Raw genomic sequence first — 17,096 nt, 5'->3', positions numbered from 1 at the left:
CGCGACCGCCAGGCGACATCGCACGCCGCACCATAATTGCCCTGCCTTGCTCTCGCACAGGGACGAGCGCAGGCAGGTTTGTTTCGTCTTCGGTCAGGCCGAAGGACGACATCTACGAAGGTGGAGGTAGCCAGCCCAGGAGTTGCGTGGGCGGCGTCAGAGATGGCGGGAAGGCGGGCGCAGCAACGTCTCAGGCGTTGTGCTGGCAAATATCCACAGAAGAGACGCAGGTAGTGCGCCGTTCATGGGCAACGCTTGGGTCCCCAAGAAGGCAAAGATGGCAAGTGGCGAGGCGGCCGAGCAGGCAGAACACGCCTGACAACCGCGCGCCTTGCCGCGCGCTTTGCTTGCTGGACAGTGATGCGACCTCGGATCGCAGTGTGCGTCGGCCTCGTCGGCGCTCGCCTCGTCAGCGACGTCGATGGTGGCAAGGGTGGCAAAGAGACCGGCGCCCTGCCGCAGCTCGGTCAGCTCGCCGCACGAAAGAGTAGCCGCTGCGCCGACGTTCTGCATCGGCAATGCAAATACAACGAGCCAAAGCAATAGGTGGCGCAACAGCCTTCTCATCCGGCGGCATCAAGCATCAATTGAGTCGGGAGTCTATACGAGCCGCCTGTCAGTAGAATGACGGGGACATGACAGACGCAGCGCTTCCCCTGACTTTTTCCAACGGACGCCGGCGTCACTACCGGCGTCGGCACGCCTGCGGGCAATCAATATGACAGGCGAGTGCGTCAGTGGCCGCGTGAACCGTGAGCGGCATTGTGCCGGCGGCGCTCAGGCTCACGTCGCCCATGTTCGATGCCGTGGCGCGGCTGGCGATGCGCCTCGCGCAGCGCAGTGCCATGCCCGTACGAGGGCTGCGCATCATGTACCACCGCAACCGCGGGCACGACGTGCACAGCGGCAGGCGCCGGCCGTGACGGGTAGAGGCCTGCCCGACCATAGCCATCATGCGTGTAGACATGCGTCTGCGCATTGGCGTAACTGAACCCGATGACCAGCGCGGTGCCGACCAGGATTGGAAGCTTTTTCATGTTTTCTCCTTTGCATGTGTAGAGGGTGGGAGCATACGACTTCTGCATTGCCGGCAGTGTTCGCGTTTCCCTACAAATGTGAGCGCTTGTAACGCTATTGCCCTGGCAATGACGCGCGAGTCGAATTTGATGACTGCCGCGTAATGCTCGGGTAATGATGGCGGCAATTTCCAAACGGAAACGCTTGCTGCCAGGCCAAGACAACACAGAAAAAATTTCCTGCACGTAATGGTCGCGTAATACGAGCTGGTCGTGAATGTCAGCCGAGGAACATCATTGGGACGAAAGCCCAACCGAACATGGATGACCAGCTTGAAATGGTTGGGTAATTGCATAGCAATCTGAAGTAAGGTCGCTGAAAGATGGCCCGCAGCGGGCCATTCTGCAAAGGCAGATCTTGGTGCAAAAGCAATCAGAACCTAGATTCACGATAACGGCATCGCCGTTTGCACACCGCTTCGCTGGTTCCCGGTCGTGTCGCGCCCTGGACCACCGCAACGGACTCCCTTCATCTAGGAGCAAAGGAGAAATTCATGCGTGTCTTATTACTCATTACCGTCATGTTGTCCGGGTGCGCGACCGTCGCTGAACGTACCGCGCACGCCGAGCGCGATATGGAGACCTCATTACGCGTTGAGGGGCCTGCTTGCGAAAAGCTCGGCTATCAGAAAGACTCGGATCCGTGGCGTGACTGCGTGTTACGCCTCAGTGCCGGAAGTGGACCGTGTATGCATCGACGGTTTTGAAACGCATGCGCCGCGAATGCCGGGGCGATTCACGGCGGGTTCGCTCTCTACACCAGCCTGACGCCTAGCGCCTGCGCATGGGTGGCGCTTACCGGTCGTCTTCAATCGACGCGCGACGCCAGCCTACGCACTGCTTGACCTTACCCCCGTGGGAAGGTCCATAGTGCAAATGAGGACGGCATCGCGGCGATCACGCCTTGGCCGAACCACGCATCCAGCGGGGAATGCATGACGACTGCAACGCCAACGTTATTTGATGACGTGTTCGCCGCGTTCCGTCTGGCATGCGCACAGCAGCAGTACGGCGTGGCCGAGCACCTCCTGGCTGCCCTGGAACAATTGGCCGGCGACAAGCATCGCATGCTCGACGAGGTCTACCTGTCGTTCGCGTCGAACTGCCCTGCGGGCAGCGCCATGTCGGACTCAACCGTGTCTCGCGCAAGATGAAGTTCCATACTCAATATGGTTCCCGCGACGGCGCTACCGCACGTCGGCTCGGAGGGGCCCAATGTGTAAGCCCATGAATCGCCTTTGGCGTCTCGTCGTGCTGCTGACCCTGGCGCTGGCTTTGCCCCTGCGGGCTCAGGCCGGGCCGTTGGACAGCTGCTGTATCGCTGGCATCGCTCAAATGCCAGCACACATACCTGCTCAAGCGGCGCAAGCCAGTGTCGAGAGCGGCAGTCCCCATGACTGCGTCAGTCAATTCAGTTGCGCCGATGACCGACATGTCAGCGGCCCATCTCGTCTTCCCTGCACGATTTCCGCTTGTGCAATCCTCGCGGGCACGCCGTTGGCCACCGCCGCCGCCACGGATGCATGGACCAGCGTGTTGGTCGCGCATCCGGAGTTCGCATATCGCTCCGTCGTTCCGCCTCGCCTCGAGCGCCCGCCCAAACGGTTCTGTCTGTAGGGCGGTCCCGCACGGCAGGGTGCGGCACTGGGTGCCATCGCACCAACGTGCTCCTGTCTGATTTCGACATTTGCAGTGTCGCCTGCCGCTCGCTGGTGGGTTTAGGCGGCGCGCTGCATACCCAGAACGAGGAACATCATGAAATTCTTTCTTCACGCGCTAGGGGGCGCCGTCGCCCTGGGGCTCTCGCTGTCAGCGGTCGCCGGTCCGGACTGGTATGTGATCGAAAAGGCTCGTAATGCCAAGCGGGCTGAGGCGCAACAACAAAAACAGCAGACGGAGGACCACGCGGCGATGATGCAAAAGTGCCGCGAAATGTTGGGGCAGCCCAAGTAACCGAGCCTGGAAACCGGCGAGCTAGTTTGCGTGGCTCGCCGGAACGCTCCCCGGATGGGCTACCCCGTCTGCATTTGATCTGCGGCAAACGGCCGCGAGGGCAAAGTGCCGAAAGCGGCCAAACGCTGCTACCATTCGGCTCAAATCGGACATCTTCAACGTGCGTACCCGTTTTCGCCGGCTTTGGCTTGCCGCCTTCCTGCTGAGTACATTCCTGACAGTTCAGCTGGCAGCGGCCGCCTACGCCTGCGCGGGCAGCCGGTATTCGATGGACGGCATGGCGGACATGGCCGGGATGACGGAGTCCTGTCCCGAGATGACGCAGAAGGCCGAAGCGCCGGCTGCCCATGATGGCTTGTGCCTGGAGCACTGCCAGCTTGGCTCCAAGTCGGCCGACCACCCCAGCCCGCAGATTCCTGCGTTCCAGCCCGTGCTTGTCAATCTGGTTGAGCCGGCGATGGTGCCGATATTCGTCAGCCAGCGAGCGGTCTACGCCGACGCGGTGCCGCGCGCGCCCCCTCGCCCCCTGCCCATTCTCCACTGCTGTTTCCGAAACTAGCCTCCGAAGCAATGCTTGCTATCGTGCCCTGAAACCATGGTGTTCAGGGTGGTCGTTGCTTAGCGGAGGCTTTATGCATTTGCGTTTTCCCTTTGCGTATGGGTGCCATCTGACGCTCGCCCTTACGCTGTTCGCCGCTGCCCATCCCGGATGGGCGCAACCCGCGGCCGCACTCTCCTTGCAGGAAGCCGTGGCGCTCGCGTCTTCCCACTCGACGGATGCCGAAACATCGCACTCGGCGGTCCAGTCCGCCATCGAGATGGCGGTGGCTGGCCGGCAGTTACCTGACCCAGTCCTGAAGGTTGGCGTCAATAACGTGCCGGCGAACGGACCCGACCGGTTTTCCCTCGGCACGGAATCGATGACGATGCGCTCGATCAGCCTGATGCAGGAGTTCACGCGATCGGCCAAGCGTGAGGCTCGCGCCCAGCGCTTCGAAGCCGAGGCGTCTTCGGCAGAGGCCCAGCGTACGGCGGCGCTGGCGACGGTGCAGCGCGGCGCCGCGACGGCCTGGCTGGACCGCTGGAACGCCGAACGTGCCTACAGCGTGCTCAATGAGCAAGCGCAATCCATCAAGCTGATGGTAGACGCGGCGCAGGCCGCCTATCGCGGCAACCGCGGCTCCCGTGCCGACATCCTGGCCGCCGAACTGGAGCTCCGTCAACTGCAAGATCGCGAAGACGAGGCCCGCGCCGCACTGGTATCAGCCCGAGCGATGCTGCGACGCTGGGTGGGCGAGGCTGCAGAACTTCCCCTGGCCGAACCCCCTGGCTTTGAGGCGCCGGCCTGGCTCAATACCTTGGATGCCGGCGGCGTGGCGCAACTGCCGGAGGTGGCGGCGGCCGAGGCACAGGTTGGCGTCGCCGAGGCGGAAAGCCGGGTCGCTCGGGAGAACAAGATCCCGGATGTGAGCGTGGAACTGATGTACAGCCAGCGCGGCCCCGCCTACTCCAACATGGTTTCGCTCAACGTCTCACTGCCGCTTCCCTGGGACCAGAAGCATCGCCAGGATCGGGAACTGGCCGCAAAGCTTGCGCAGGCCGACGCCGCGCGCGCGCAAGCCGAAGTCGTACGCCGCGGCTTGCTCGGGCAGTTGCGCGGCAAGCAGGCAGAGCTGGCGCTCAGCCAGGCGCGGCTCGAGCGCTATCGGAGCACCACGGTGCCGCTGGCCAAGGCACAGACCGAAGCGGCCCTGACTGCCTATCGAGCGGGTGCCGGCACCCTGACCGCCGTGGCCGATGCCAGCCGCAAGGCGCTCAATATTTCGCTTGAGCGCCTCAAACTTGAGGCCGCCACCGCCCGACTCTGGGCGGACCTGACCTTCCTGATGCCGTTACCCACCGCAGTCCAGCCCACGTCACTGCAAGGAGCTCAACCATGAACAAGACCACGATTGCACGGACGGTGGCAGGCCTGATGGTGGTGGCAAGCGTTGGGGCTGCCTATTACCTCGGTCAACAGCAAGGGCGCCAGCAGTCGCCCGCGTCGGCAACCTCTGGCAGCAGCGCCAGCGGTGCCGCCCTCAAGGCTGGGGACATTGACCCGAAAACTGGCAAGCGCATTCTCTACTGGCACGACCCGATGGTGCCCGGACAGCGCTTTGACAAGCCGGGCAAGTCGCCGTACATGGATATGCCGTTGTCGCCGGTGTACGAAGAAGCCAGCGGCGGCGCGGCCGTCACCATCGACAGCCGCGTGACACAGAACCTTGGCATCCGCACGATCGAGGTGAAGACCGGCCGACTCGAGGCCGCACTTCAAGTGCCGGGCAATGTCGCGTTCAATGAACGCAGCATCGAAGTGCTGCAGGCCCGCACCAGCGGATTCGTGGAGCACGCGTACGCTCGGACCACCCTCGATCCGGTCAGCAAAGGTCAAGCGTTGGCGCAAATCTATGCGCCGGAATGGGTCGCGGCGCAGGAGGAATATCTGGCCGTGAGCCGGATGGACGGCAGCCTCCAGCGCGAGCTGCGCGAGGCCGCCATTGCGCGCATGCGTCAGGTGGGCATGACCGAGAGTCATATCCGGTTGGTGCAGTCCACCGGCAAACTGCAGCCGCGGCTGACGGTCACCAGTTCGGTCGACGGCATCGTCACCGAAATCGGTGCGCGCGATGGCATGACGGTTTCGCCGGGAACGACCCTGTTTCGCATTGCGAGCCTAGCAACCGTTTGGGTGATCGCCGAGGTGCCTGAGAGTCAGGCCGCCCCGTTGCGGCCCGGCCAGACCGTGTCGGCCACCGCGGCAGCCTTGCCCGGCCAGACGCTGTCGGGCAAGGTCGACGCCATCCTGCCAGATATCAGCGCCGGTACCCGCACGGTCAAGGTGCGCATCGAATTGCAGAACAAGGCCCGTCAGCTCTTGCCCGGCATGTTTGTCTCGGTGCGCTTTGACGCCGCTCCTGGGCCGGATCGCCTGCTCGTGCCCACCGAGGCGCTGATCCGTACCGGCACACGCACGGTCGCGATGGTGGCATCCGGCCAGGGCGGGTTCAGCCCCGTGGAGGTCAAGACCGGCGCGGCTGCAGGCGGCCAAACCGAAGTCATTGAGGGCCTCAAAGCGGGCCAGAAGGTGGTCGTGTCCGGACAGTTCCTGATCGACTCGGAGGCGAGCCTGCGCGGCACCGCGCAGCGCATGACCGCGCCCACGGCCGCCTCTGCAGCCGGCGCGTCGGCGCCTGGCGCCGCTGCAGCGCCCGGGCCGGAACATCAAGGCGTCGGCCGGATCGAGACCGTCACCGAGCAGAGCATGACGATCTCCCATGGCCCCATTCCGTCGGCGCAGTGGGGCGCCATGACGATGGAGTTTGCCGCGCCGCCAGCCGGCATGCCCAAGGGATTCAAGCCAGGGGATCAGGTCCGGTTCCGCTTCGGACTGGACAAGGACGGCGTGGCGACCCTGTCCGCGGTCGAGTCGGCCGCCGCCGTTGCAGGAGCGAAGCCATGATTGCCCGGCTCATCCTCGCCTCCATCCGCAATCGCTTCCTGGTGCTGCTCGCCACGGTCATGGTGACCGCCTGGGGGCTTTGGGCGGTACAGAGTACGCCGCTTGACGCGCTGCCAGACCTGTCCGACGTGCAAGTGATCATCCGCACGCCCTTCCCTGGCCAGGCGCCGCAGATCGTGGAAAACCAGGTGACCTATCCGCTCACCACGACCATGCTATCGGTGCCCGGCGCCAAGACCGTGCGCGGCTACTCGTTCTTCGGTGACTCCTATGTCTATGTGCTGTTCGAAGACGGCACGGACCTGTACTGGGCGCGCTCGCGCGTGCTCGAGTACCTGAATCAGGTGCAGTCGCGGCTGCCGGCGGCAGCCAAGCCCGCGCTCGGTCCCGATGCAACCGGCGTCGGCTGGATCTATGAGTATGCCTTGGTGGACAAGACCGGCCAGCATGACCTCAGCCAGCTACGGGGGCTGCAGGACTGGTTCCTGCGCTTCGAGCTCAAGTCCCTGCCCAACGTCGCCGAAGTGGCCTCGCTCGGCGGCATGGTCAAGCAATACCAGATCGTGCTGATGCCGGATCGACTGCGCGCCTATAACCTATCGCAGGCCAAGGTGCTGGCAGCGCTCAAGGGCGCCAACCAGGAAACCGGCGGCTCGGTGCTGGAGTTGGGCGAAGCGGAGTACATGGTGCGGGCGACCGGCTATCTGAAAACGCTGGACGACTTTCGCCAGATTCCGCTGGTCACCAGCGACGCCGGCATCCCGGTACGGCTGGGTGACGTTGCCACTGTGCAGCTCGGCCCCGAGATGCGGCGTGGCATTGCCGAGCTGAATGGCCAGGGCGAAGTGGCCGGCGGCGTCATCGTGCTGCGCTCGGGCAAGAACGCCCTGGAGACCATTGAAGCGGTCAAGGCCAAGCTCGCCACCCTACAGAAGAGCCTGCCCAAGGGCGTCGAGATCGTTACGACGTACGACCGCTCGGCACTGATCAAGCGGGCGGTGGCCAATCTCACCACCAAGCTGATCGAGGAATTTGCGGTCGTGGCGCTGGTCTGCCTGGTGTTCCTGTTTCACCTGCGCTCGGCGCTGGTGGCCATCGTCTCGCTACCGCTGGGCGTGCTGGCCGCCTTCCTGGTGATGCGCTACCAGGGCGTCAATGCCAACATCATGTCGCTGGGTGGGATTGCCATCGCCATCGGCGCGATGGTCGATGCCGCGGTGGTCATGATCGAGAACGCGCACAAGCATCTCGAGCACTGGCATGCCGACAATCCGCAGCGCGAACTCAGCGCCCATGAACACTGGCGCGTCATCGGCAAATCTGCCGCCGAGGTTGGGCCGGCCCTGTTCTTCTCGCTGCTGATCATCACGTTGTCGTTCATTCCGGTGTTCACGCTGGAGGCGCAGGAGGGCCGGCTCTTCTCGCCGCTGGCCTTCACCAAGACCTATTCCATGGCAGCCGCTGCCGGATTGTCCGTCACCTTGGTACCGGTGCTGATGGGTTACATGATCCGCGGAAAAATTCCGTCGGAGCAGGCCAATCCGCTCAATCGCTGGCTGATTCGCGGCTACCAGCCATTGCTCGGCAAGGTGCTCACGTATCCGAAGACCACGCTGGCGATCGCCGCCGTGCTGCTGATCGCCACCGCGTGGCCCATTATGCGCATTGGCGGCGAATTCATGCCGCCCCTGGATGAAGGCGATCTGCTCTACATGCCCTCTGCGTTGTCGGGCCTTTCCGCAGGCAAGGCCTCCCAGCTCCTGCAGCAGACTGATCGGCTCATCAAGACAGTGCCAGAGGTCGCGACGGTGTACGGCAAGGCGGGCCGCGCCGATACCGCCACCGATCCGGCGCCGATCGAGATGTTCGAGACCACCGTCCAGTTCAAGCCCAAGGACCAATGGCGTGCCGGCATGACCACCGACAAGCTGGTGGAGGAGCTCGATCGGGTCGTCAGGGTGCCAGGGCTGTCCAACATCTGGGTGCCACCGATCCGCAACCGCATCGACATGCTCGCCACCGGCATCAAAAGCCCGGTGGGGATCAAGGTCGCCGGTACGGACCTGAAGGAAATCGATCGACTGGCCACGCGCATCGAGGAGGCCGTCAAGTCGGTTCCCGGAGTCACCTCCGCGCTGGCCGAGCGGCTCACTGGCGGGCGGTACATCGACGTCGATATCGACCGGGCGGCTGCGGGCCGGTATGGCCTGAACATTGACGACGTTCAGGCGATCGTCTCGTCGGCCATCGGTGGCGAAAACGTCGGCGAAGTGGTCGACGGGCTTGCGCGCTTTCCGATCAATGTCAGGTATCCGCGCGACTATCGGGACTCCATCGAGCAACTGCGCAGACTACCGATCGTGACCGACAAGGGGCTGCAAATCACGCTGGCCGACGTTGCGCGCATCCAGGTTGTGCAAGGGCCGCCCATGTTGCGCAGTGAAAATGCGCGGCTCTCCGGGTGGATCTACGTCGACATTCGCGGCAGGGACCTGCGCTCTGCCGTGCAAGACATGCAGGTGGCAGTCGCCAGAGCCGTCCCGATGCCAGCCGGGTACTCCCTGAGCTGGTCGGGACAATTCGAGTATCTCGAGCGCGCCACCGCGAAGCTGAAGGTAGTGGTCCCGTTCACCCTGCTGATCATCTTCGTCTTGCTCTACCTGGTATTCGGCCGGCTGGATGAGGCGCTGCTCATCATGGGCACTCTACCGCTGGCCTTAATCGGCGGCTTCTGGCTACTCTATCTGCTGGGATACAACCTGTCGGTGGCCGGGATTGTCGGCTTCATTGCACTGGCCGGGGTCGCTGCGGAATTCGGCGTCATCATGCTGCTCTATCTGAAGCATGCCTGGCAGGAACGGCTCGAGGATGGGCAAAACAGTCTTGCGGCCCTGCTCGATGCCATCCAGGAAGGCGCCGTGCTGCGTGTGCGCCCGAAAGCGATGACCGTAGCTGTAATTCTGGCCGGCCTGCTTCCGATCATGTGGTCGCACGGAACCGGCTCAGAAGTGATGCAGCGCATCGCTGCACCGATGGTCGGCGGCATGGTGACGGCGCCGCTGCTGTCCATGTTTGTGGTCCCGGCGGTGTATCTGCTGCTACGCCGCCGTCAGATCAAGCAGGCTTCCCTTTCCCCCAACCTCACACCTCAGGAGGAATCACAATGAAACACCTCAAGACCCTCGCCGCCGCCCTGGCCATCATTGCCGCGCCGGCCGTGTTCGCCGCGGGTTCGATGGACGGCATGGACATGAAGGCGCCCGCCGCCTCGCAACAGGCAGCTCGGCCGGTGCCCGCAGAAATCAAGAAGATTGATGCGCAAACCGGGAAGGTCACGCTCAAGCACGGCCCGATCGAGAATCTGGGCATGCCCGGCATGACCATGGTGTTCCCGGTCAAGGATCGCGCCTCGCTTGGCAAGTTCAAGGAAGGCGATGCCGTGTCGGTGACATTCGACAAGGTGGATGGCGCGCCGACGGTCGTGGATATGCAGCGCAAGTAATCGCCCCATGCGCGCACGGGTTCGCCGCCGGCGGCCGTGCGCGTCACGGCATGGCCTAGCAACGTCACGCTGGCAGCCATGGGCGCCACTGCGCAACGATCCTGGCAAGCCAACTCCGAATCGAATCAGACCGTGCGCCACAACCCTTTTGATCTGCCCCACGATGTCCTCGTCGTCGTCCTGAGCTCACTGGCCATCCTCCTTTGTATGCTCGGACTGTTTGCTTGGTATCTGCGACGACGGCACGGCCCCCGGCGAATTCGCGACCAGCATGGCACGGTCTCGCGCAAGCGCACCAGGAAGTCGAGCAGACGGAGCAAATAGCGGTCGGAAAGGGGGCGTCCACTGGTTACCTCCTTGCAATGGCTCGCACGGCTGGGGGCTTCCATTCCGGTGCCCAGGCGCCGCTACGTTGCTTACCCGGACTAGCAACAGCTCAGACCGCCCATCATGCGCTGATGCATCAAAAGCATCCCTACCACACCAAGGATGGCAATCACGCCGACGGCGGCGCACACAATCAAGATGACTTTCCAAATTGACGATTTGTTCATACTCTCGCTCCTAGCGGCCTGTGTACGCTTTCGCGCCAATTGATGTGCCGCACCTGGTGCTGATCGTCGCCCCTGATTTCCTTGACAAGGATCTTTTGTATGACTGTTTGGTAAGCGGTCTTTTGAGGGCGTCCCTTGCGGCCGCCGGCGGTATCCGCTAGGCGTCTGAGGACTTGAGCGTCCAGGGCAGCAGAGCCTCGTAGTCGTCGGCGGTCTGTGCGTGTGGCAACGCCTTGAACAAGGCAACGAGATACTGATACGGATCGACGTCGTTGGCCTTGCAGGTTTCCACCAGTGAGTAAAGACTTGCGCTGGCGTTGGCACCGGCCACGGTGTCGCAGAAGAGGAAGTTTCTCCGTCCGATCACGAATGGCCTAATCGCGTTCTCGCAGGGATTGTTCGAGATCGGCCAAGTTCCGTTCTCGATGTAGCGCACGAGCTTTGGCCACTGCCCATGCAGGTAGTGCAGCGCCTTGCCGAACAGGCTTTGCGGCAGTACGGTATGCAGGTGTTGCAGCAGCATCGTTTCGATCTCGGCCAGCAGCGGCTGGCTTTGTTCGGCGCGAACTTGCTGCCGTTGTTCCGGCCTCATCTCGAGCGTGTGGCGTTCGATGGCAAACAGCTTGCCGATGCGCTGCAGGAATCCGGTGACCGTGTGGTCGGCGCGCTTGTCCTTGGGCAAGGCTTGCTCCGCCTCGACCAGGTAGCGCCGCGCGTGCGCCCAGCATCCGAGGTGCACCAACTGATAGGTGTTTGCGACGTCGTCGTATGGTGCATAGCCGTCGGTCATCAACACCGACCCAGGCTTGATGCCGGCATAGAGAGCCGTAGCCTGCTTTGTCTCGCGTGTGGGGCTATAGGCAAACAACCGTACCGGCGGGCCCGTGCCATTCATCTGCGCCCATAGGAAGCTCTTTCTCTGGGCAGGCCTGCCGGACTCCTTGAGCACCTGTACCGTTGTCTCATCACCGTACACGACGTCTGCTTCCAGCAGATGGTCACGCAGCAGGTTGATGATTGGCTGCACCGCTTGGCCTACTCGCACTATGCTTGCGGCCAGGGTGCCGCGAGAGAGGTCCCCGCCGAAGCGATGCAGCAGCGCTGCCTGGCGGTACAGCGGCAGGCCATCCTGATACTTCGAGGTGATGCACCAGGCCAGCGCCGATTCGGTAAGGAGTCCCTTGGGAATAATGCGTGCCGGTGCCGGCGTCGTCTTGATGCCGCCGTCGCAGCATGGGCAGGCGTACTTGACCCGCTGGTGCTGGATCACGCGGACCTGTTGCGGCACGATGTCGAGCTGTTCGCTGACCTCAACGGCAATCTCGACCAGAGTCTGGCCATCGAGGGGGCAGACGCGTTCCGATTCGGGTAGTTCGTGACGAACCTCGACACGGGGCAGCGCCGGGTCGAGCGGCTTACGGCCACGCTTCTTGCGTGTGTGCCCGGCCACTTCGGTCTCGGGCGTACCTTCTTCTTCCTGCGCCGGCTGCGCGGCCGCTGCCGCCATGGCTTCGGCCTCATTGAGGAACAAGTCCTTCTGCTCCGAGCCTCGCGCCTCGCTCTTGGCGGCGAACAGCTTACGCTGGAACGCCTTGAGCTGTTCCAAGAGCAGGTCTCGCTGGACCGTCATCACACGCAGCTCGCCCTTGATTGCCTCGCGTTCCGCGAGTATTGCCTTGAGCTCGCGCTCGGCGTCTCGCAACAGTTGCAGCTCGGCGGCGGTAACGGTGACGGGCGTGGATGGCATGGCGGGTTAGACCGCTGCCGCCAAGCAGCGTTCACGCAGCGCGATGGTATTCTCGGTGCGGGTGCCGGCGCATCGCCTCGATGTCGATTCCCTCGAGCAGCCAGTGCAACTGTTCGACCGTCAGCGTGGCCACCGACGCCTCGCGTGGCCAAGCAAACCGGTCCGCCTCCAATCGCTTCAACAGTAGCCAGAAGCCGTTGCGATCCCAGCCGAGAATCTTGATGCGATCGGCCCGCTGGTTGCGGAACACAAATACAGCAGATGCAAACGGATCCAGCCCGAGCGCCTGCTCGACCAGCAGTGCCAGGCCGTTGATGTTCTTACGGAAGTCCACAGCGTCGCGATGCAGGTACACCCGCAGCCCAGCGTCGAGGCGGAACATCAATGGCCTCCATTCAGGGCTTCGATCATTGCCCTTACGAGCGCCACGTGTCGCTCGTCGCATTCGAGCTCGAGTGATACCCCGTTGGGTAGCTTCGCGCTCAAGAGTGCCAGCGGTAGCGCTCGCTGCGGTGGCGAATCGGCAGTCGCTGAGGCCGCTTCGCGGCGAGGCACCACGACCTTTGCAGGTGTCTCGATCGGCCGCGAATCCAGAACCTCCTGGACAACCGGCACGAATGCCGGCAATGCACCTCGCGCCTGCGCTGAATCTCGGTACTCCCGAATCCATTTGCGCAACTGATTAGCGTTGATGCCAGCCTTGAGAGCCGTGCCCGAAACCGATGCTCCCGATTGAAGGCAGAACTCAATCAGACGCCGCTTGGCCGCTGGCTCGTAGTCGCGCTTCCCATTGGAGCGGACTCGCACCGCCTGCAGCGGAAATAGGTCAATCTCGTCTTGGATCATGTTTGCGTCCGCAAAGTCTTTGCGGACGCAAGCCTGCCAACGTTCAGCCTTCAATACCAGACGTCGTCAATTGAGCGCTTACACTGTTTGCCTGGTATCCGCGACGCCCACAAGCCCGACCGAAGGCTGCCCAATCAATGCGGCGCCGACTCACTGGCGCGCACCAGAAAGTCAGAAAAATAGCTGCAATTTCCTACACCAACCTCGACTGTACACATCTGATGATGTCCGAGCTTGTTCGCCTGCCATGCCCGACAGGCAATGTACTGCCAGTTGATCGCATCGCTGCAAGCGGAAAAAGTGCGCCGAAGGGCCTAATGGACGCGGCTAAGTTGCTCCGGCTATCGTACTGACTTTTGTCCTGCTGCTTCGTCGGAACCGGCCTCACATGCGCCGTCTCGACGCGCAAGCGACCTAGCCGAGTCAGCTATCGTCGCGAGGGCGAAGCGGCTCCAGCGGGCGCAGCGCTTGAACGGCGCGCTTGAGCAGCAAGATCCAGTCATCCAACTCCTCTATGATGGCCTCGGTTTCGTCCACGAGGGTCGGGCCAGTGGTTGGATACGACAATGCGGCGCCGTTGATCAGAGTATGTGCCATGCCGTGCAAGCGCAGCAGATCGTCGCGCAGTCCGGCTGGCTCACAGCAACGCGCGCGGATCGCATCGAGTTGTTCCACCACGCGCAGGATGGTGGTCGTGTCGAACGTGTCCCGAAGCGCTTGCAACGCCTCAGCGTCGACCCTGCCGTAAGGTGTATCGGTATCAGGCATGGCGAGGCTTGCGGACGGAATGGGCGGGAGCGGCAAAGAGGCTGTCGCGAATCCAGGCTTCCGGCACCCGCTCCAGGTTGAGTTTATAGTCGCCGAAGCGCTTGATGTTGCTAGTGAGGTAGGGACTCAGGAAGCCGATGTCGGCCACGTCGACTTTGATCCCTTCCTTCACCATCGCGCGCAGGGCCTGCATCATGTCCGCCGTGTTCTGAAGAATCACGGCCGAGGCGATCAAGTCGTTGTAGCGCAGACGCTTCTGCTGCTCATCGGGATCGTTCTCGGCCAGCACATCGCCGCCGAACGAGAACCATTTGGCAAAGCCATTGTAGGACTCGATCTTGTTGGTGGTGGCGGTGATCTCCTGGCGCAACTCGCGGCTGCCAATCCATTCGAGCAGGAACGCCGTGCGCACGACCTTGCCGAGTTCCTGCGCCGCCAGAAACAGGCGGTTGCGGCGGCTTTCCGAGCCGAACCGGCGCAGCAGGAGCGGCGAGGAGATTGTTCCGGCCTGAATCGATAGCGCCACCTGCATCAGGTCCTTCCAGTGGAAGGCGATCAGGTCCCAGTCCACGGTGTCCGAGAACAGCCGGTCGATGTGCTTGTATTTGATGTTCGCATCGGCACGGTAAAGCTTCAGATCCTGCCAATTGCGGATGCGCGGCATCAGGTTGATGCCCAGCAGATGCGTGAAGGCGAACACCGCGGCCGACTGACCCTGGGTGTCGGCATGCACGGTATCGGCCTCGACGCTCAAGCCGGCCTTGAGCAGACCCTCGATCACGTAGATGGCTTCCCACACGCCGGGCGGAATGAAATGCCGGAACACCGCGATGTAGTTGTCGGCCACATGCCGGTAGGCCACCGCGCCCATCTTGCGGTACCGAAAGTGGTAGCCGGCCAGGAGGTTGTTGTCGTAGAAGTCGTACTGGGTGCCGTCAGCCGCGACGGTCTTGCCATCCCCCCAGTGCTTGGGCAGGTCGAGCCGCAGATACAGCTCGATCAATTCCCGCTGCGCGGTTTCGAGACGCTCCAGGCTCAGATGCCGGCGGTTGACGAACGACATCATGTGCGGCGTGACCCGTTCCCCCATATGGCGGGCCGCCTGGGTGGGTCCCAGGTTGCAGCCCATGGCGAAGATGGTCAGCAGGTAGCGCTCGGCCGCATTGCGGATCTTCGGGTCGCTGCCGGAGAGCGGGCCGAAGTGCCGTGTGAAGCGGGTCCAGTGCTCGATGTTGGCCAGCACGTCCAGCAGGTTGCGCGTCGGCATACGTCGGATCAGCGCCTGCTGCAAGGCAACGGCGCTGGCCGGAATCTCCCGGGCGACGGTGCGCTTGAGCACCGGCTCGCCATCCTGGCCGATGGTGACGTGCTGGCGCTTGTCGGGAAAACCGGCATCCAGCGTGCGCGCCGTGTCGGCGAGCCACTGGCGCAGATACACCACGAAGTCCTGCGCGTTGGCTGGCATGTCCAGCTTGGCGCAGTATTCCGGCAGGCGCCGTTCGCATTCGCGCCAGGGCAGCAGGTGCGCACGGTAATCGGCAAAGGCATCCGAACCCACCACGCACAAGTCGCCGGATCGCAGCTCGTTGACCATATGCGACAGCACACAAAGTTCCAGATAACGGCGGTTGGTGGGCGCGCCCTGGTCGTGGGGGCGGCGCACCAGCTTGCGCCAACGCTCCGAGGCGAAGCTGACATCGACCTCGTCGGCGATCCATTCGCGGTGCAGGGATTCGTTGTCCAGCACCACCTCCAGCGCTGCCAGCAGGGTGCGAGACTGGCTGGTCGACTCCCATTCCAGCACCTGTGCCAGACGGAGCATCACCGAGCGGTGCGCCCGGAAATGCCGCCATAGCAGCGGCAGGTAGTTGTTGCCGCTGAAGGCCCGCACCTCCGCGCAACTCTCGCGCAGCGGCTCCAGATCGCCGGACGGCGCGAGGAAGCGGCGCACCTGCCGGCCTATCAGCGCGTCGTCCTGGCCATCGGCGACGATATCGACCACGCCGTCGAGCACAGTGACGAGTTTCTCCATCTGCGCGCGCTGACGCGACTGGATGCGCTCCATCTCGTCGCGCGCCCGCTTGTGGATCGCGCCCATGCGACGGATGAACATCTCCGCGAGGTCGTCGCGGGTGCGCACGCGCATATGATTGAGCAAGGCGACGATCAGCGTGTAGCGCTTCTCAGGCAGGATCTCCCGTAGATTGGCCGCGTCCAGGCTCATGGCCTGGCTGGCCAGCGAGCGCAGCTTCGAGGCAGGTACGCCTGCGATTGCTCGAGAGAAATCGCCAAAACCGTCCAGTAAGGTCAGGTGTTCTATGAGTAAGTTGAGATGCTTGCGTGATGGACGGCGCGCGTGGCGCTTGATGTTGTTGTAGGCGGTCAGGCGGTTGGTGAATTCCCGGGTGAGAAGCCGGTCCAGCCGCTGCTGATCCTCATCCGACAAGCGCCTTGCGACGCGTCGAAACAGCGCGGTCTGCGTGCGGCTGTGAATCTGCTCGGCAATGTTGACCAGGGTGGAAAACGCTGGCAGCTCGACCTGGTGCAGGATCAGCGCATCGATCGTGGCGTTGATGATGTCCACCTGCTGGTCCATCGTTTCCGCGGCTTCGCGCGCGGCGCGGATCGTGACCTCGTTGGCATCGGTGCCAATATAGGGCTGGACGCCGAGAAATTCGCGCACCGCCGTGTAATGCCGGTACAGCGTGGGGGACAGCTTGCGGTCATAGCCAAACGCGGCATCTGACGCCAGACCAGCGCTGGCGCGCACGTGGTCGATCACGACGACGGGAATGCTGTCCAGGTTGGGGAAGTAATGCAGTTGCTGGAAGACCTTCAGCAGCACCAGCAAGCCAAGTCGCGGACCTTGTCCACGGGTTGAGCGGGTGGCCCACTCCAGTTCCTCGGCATCCGGCGTGTAGCACGCCTGCAGCTCCTTGGTGGAGAAAACCTTCGGGAAACGCGGGTAGGCGGTACGCTCGACGGTGGCCATACAGGATCTCGGCAATCTCTGAAGGGCCAGCCAGTCTAGCCGAGAACGGTGGCAAAATTCTAGACCAGCGTTATAACTAACCTGAATGTTTTTGCTTGTCTATATAACCTCAGGGATTATGATAGCCGATTGCCCGCATCTTGGCACGACCCG

Annotated in this window: 15 protein-coding genes; 7 read left to right on the top strand and 8 right to left on the bottom strand. The window is 63.0% G+C overall.

What is annotated here, in order from left to right; all coding sequences use genetic code 11:
- Positions 1-156: 156 nt before the first annotated feature.
- Both CBM2594_RS26255 and CBM2594_RS26250 read right to left on the bottom strand, forming a co-directional pair.
- Positions 157-555, bottom strand: a complete 399-nt coding sequence (locus tag CBM2594_RS26255) for a hypothetical protein (RefSeq protein WP_144200244.1) — start codon at positions 553-555, stop codon at positions 157-159.
- A gap of 179 nt (positions 556-734) precedes the next feature.
- On the bottom strand, positions 735-1,037 hold the full coding sequence (locus CBM2594_RS26250; protein ID WP_035862553.1) for a hypothetical protein: 303 nt from the start codon (positions 1,035-1,037) through the stop codon (positions 735-737).
- Positions 1,038-2,011: 974 nt separating this feature from the next.
- Here CBM2594_RS26250 and CBM2594_RS26245 point away from each other — a divergent pair.
- The 7 genes from CBM2594_RS26245 (at position 2,012) to CBM2594_RS26215 (ending at position 10,036) form a co-directional block, all read left to right on the top strand.
- On the top strand, positions 2,012-2,230 hold the full coding sequence (locus tag CBM2594_RS26245) for a hypothetical protein (RefSeq protein ID WP_116359815.1): 219 nt from the start codon (positions 2,012-2,014) through the stop codon (positions 2,228-2,230).
- Between the two features lie 601 nt (positions 2,231-2,831).
- On the top strand, positions 2,832-3,029 hold the full coding sequence (locus CBM2594_RS26240) for a hypothetical protein (protein WP_053821766.1): 198 nt from the start codon (positions 2,832-2,834) through the stop codon (positions 3,027-3,029).
- Between the two features lie 160 nt (positions 3,030-3,189).
- On the top strand, positions 3,190-3,588 hold the full coding sequence (locus CBM2594_RS26235) for a copper resistance protein (RefSeq protein ID WP_116359814.1): 399 nt from the start codon (positions 3,190-3,192) through the stop codon (positions 3,586-3,588).
- Between the two features lie 73 nt (positions 3,589-3,661).
- Positions 3,662-4,969, top strand: a complete 1,308-nt coding sequence (locus tag CBM2594_RS26230) for a TolC family protein (protein WP_116359813.1) — start codon at positions 3,662-3,664, stop codon at positions 4,967-4,969.
- A complete protein-coding gene (locus CBM2594_RS26225; protein ID WP_053821765.1) occupies positions 4,966-6,534 on the top strand; it encodes an efflux RND transporter periplasmic adaptor subunit in 1,569 nt (522 codons plus the stop codon). The genes CBM2594_RS26230 and CBM2594_RS26225 overlap by 4 nt, the downstream gene beginning before the upstream one ends.
- A complete protein-coding gene (locus CBM2594_RS26220; RefSeq protein WP_116359812.1) occupies positions 6,531-9,701 on the top strand; it encodes an efflux RND transporter permease subunit in 3,171 nt (1,056 codons plus the stop codon). Before CBM2594_RS26225 ends, CBM2594_RS26220 begins: the two co-directional genes overlap by 4 nt.
- On the top strand, positions 9,698-10,036 hold the full coding sequence (locus tag CBM2594_RS26215) for a copper-binding protein (protein ID WP_053821763.1): 339 nt from the start codon (positions 9,698-9,700) through the stop codon (positions 10,034-10,036). Before CBM2594_RS26220 ends, CBM2594_RS26215 begins: the two co-directional genes overlap by 4 nt.
- A gap of 425 nt (positions 10,037-10,461) precedes the next feature.
- On the opposite strand, the gene CBM2594_RS27055 is transcribed toward CBM2594_RS26215, so the two are convergent.
- The 6 genes from CBM2594_RS27055 to CBM2594_RS26190 form a co-directional block, all read right to left on the bottom strand.
- Positions 10,462-10,590: a hypothetical protein gene (locus tag CBM2594_RS27055; RefSeq protein WP_255637895.1), complete on the bottom strand. Its 129-nt coding sequence runs from the start codon at positions 10,588-10,590 to the stop codon at positions 10,462-10,464.
- Between the two features lie 157 nt (positions 10,591-10,747).
- Positions 10,748-12,337, bottom strand: a complete 1,590-nt coding sequence (gene tnpC, locus CBM2594_RS26210) for an IS66 family transposase (protein ID WP_034021473.1) — start codon at positions 12,335-12,337, stop codon at positions 10,748-10,750.
- A gap of 31 nt (positions 12,338-12,368) precedes the next feature.
- Positions 12,369-12,719: an IS66 family insertion sequence element accessory protein TnpB gene (tnpB, locus tag CBM2594_RS26205; protein WP_017514072.1), complete on the bottom strand. Its 351-nt coding sequence runs from the start codon at positions 12,717-12,719 to the stop codon at positions 12,369-12,371.
- Positions 12,719-13,183, bottom strand: a complete 465-nt coding sequence (gene tnpA, locus CBM2594_RS26200; protein WP_017514071.1) for an IS66-like element accessory protein TnpA — start codon at positions 13,181-13,183, stop codon at positions 12,719-12,721. Before tnpA ends, tnpB begins: the two co-directional genes overlap by 1 nt.
- A gap of 423 nt (positions 13,184-13,606) precedes the next feature.
- Positions 13,607-13,951, bottom strand: a complete 345-nt coding sequence (gene tnpC / locus CBM2594_RS26195) for a Tn3 family transposase post-transcriptional regulator TnpC (RefSeq protein WP_053821762.1) — start codon at positions 13,949-13,951, stop codon at positions 13,607-13,609.
- Positions 13,944-16,943 carry a Tn3 family transposase gene (locus tag CBM2594_RS26190; RefSeq protein WP_116359811.1) on the bottom strand — a complete coding sequence of 1,000 codons (3,000 nt, stop codon included), beginning with the start codon at positions 16,941-16,943 and terminating at the stop codon, positions 13,944-13,946. The genes tnpC (CBM2594_RS26195) and CBM2594_RS26190 overlap by 8 nt, the downstream gene beginning before the upstream one ends.
- Between the last annotated feature and the right edge of the window lie 153 nt (positions 16,944-17,096).

The sequence above is a fragment of the Cupriavidus taiwanensis genome (assembly GCF_900249755.1).
Taxonomy (GTDB): domain Bacteria; phylum Pseudomonadota; class Gammaproteobacteria; order Burkholderiales; family Burkholderiaceae; genus Cupriavidus; species Cupriavidus taiwanensis_D.
This window is presented reverse-complemented; position numbering and strand designations above follow the sequence as displayed.